Source organism: Streptomyces sp. XM83C (genome assembly GCF_023072675.1).
In the GTDB taxonomy this organism is placed as follows: Bacteria; Actinomycetota; Actinomycetes; order Streptomycetales; family Streptomycetaceae; genus Streptomyces; species Streptomyces thermocoprophilus.
Genome location: NZ_JALLGL010000568.1, coordinates 1 through 1,429, shown reverse-complemented (window position 1 = coordinate 1,429; position 1,429 = coordinate 1). Strand labels below are relative to the sequence as shown.

Here is a 1,429-nt window from a genome sequence, read left to right as displayed (position 1 = left end):
CCCGCCACCCCCTCGCCCACGCCCTCGGACTCGTCACCGTCGTCCTCCTCGGCGCCTGGCTCGGCCTCCTCGTCGTCGGCAATGTCCGCGTCCCCGTCGGCCCCATGGACACGACGATGACCCTCCGCCCCTCCCTCTCCGGCGGCACGAAGATCAACGTCTCCCCGCTCGGCGCCCTCCACCTGGACAGCCACCACGCCCCCCTTCGCCTCGACGTCAACGTCGACCAGCTCGACCCCGACCGCTCCCAGGCCCTCGTCGACCACCCCGAACGCCTCGCCGGCCTCCAGGACGAGGTCACCCACGACGTCGAACACGGCACCCTCGACCTCGCCCTGCGCTCCTGCGCCGCCGTCGTCACCGGCGCTACCGCCCTGGGCCTCGCCGTCTACCGCCGCCCCCGCCGCGCCCTCGCCTCCGGCGGTCTCGCCCTCGCCCTGCTCGCCGCCTGCGGCGCCACCGCGTACGGCACCTGGAACCCCAAGTCCGTCCTCGAACCCCGCTTCTCCGGCCTGCTCTCGTCGGCGCCGTCCCTCGTCGGCAACGCGCGCAGCATCGTCACCGAATTCGACGTCTACCAGCAGGAACTCGCCCGCCTCGTCACCAACGTGACCAAGCTGTACGACGTCACCTCCACGCTCCCCGCCTACCAGCCCGACCCCACCACCATCCGCGTCCTGCACGTCTCCGACATCCACCTCAACCCCGCCGCCTGGAAGATCATCAGCTCCCTCGTCGAGCAGTACGACGTCGACGTCATCGCCGACACCGGCGACACGATGGACCACGGCACCGCCGCCGAGAACGGCTTCCTCGACGCCGTACCCGACCTCGGCGCCCCCTACGTCTGGGTCCGCGGCAACCACGACTCCGCCGTCACCCAGCGCTACCTCCAGCGCCTGAAGAACGTCCACGTACTCGACGACGGCCGCGCCGTGAACGTCGCCGGACTGCGCTTCGCCGGCATCGGCGACCCCCAGTTCACCCCCGACCGCTCCACCGTCCCCGGCGGGGACGCCGCCAACGAACTCGCCGGCGACCGCCTCGCAGCCGCCCTGCGCGCCCAGCGAGCGGCCGGCACCCCCGTGGACATCGCCCTCGCCCACGAACCCGTCGCGGCCCGCCGCACCGACGGCGACGTACCCCTCGCCCTCGCCGGCCACATCCACCACCAGGACATGGAGGTCCTGCCCCTCGGCACCCGGCTGCGCGTCGAAGGCTCCACCGGCGGCAGCGGACTGCGCGCCGTGGAGGGCAAGCACCCCGACCCCATCGAGGCGTCGATCCTCTACATCGACCGCGGCACCCGCCGCCTCCAGGCCTGGGACGAGATCCGCCTCGGCGGCCTCGGCCTGACGACAGCCGAGGTCAGCCGCCATCTCGTCGAGGAGAACCAGCCCGGCGCGACCCCCGCCCCGGCACCCCGCAC

At 73.3% G+C, this 1,429-nt stretch carries 1 protein-coding gene; it reads left to right on the top strand.

The features are described from left to right. Nucleotides 1-1,429 (top strand): metallophosphoesterase family protein (locus tag MTQ10_RS30395; protein WP_247473909.1); only part of this gene is annotated, 1,429 nt, incomplete at both ends.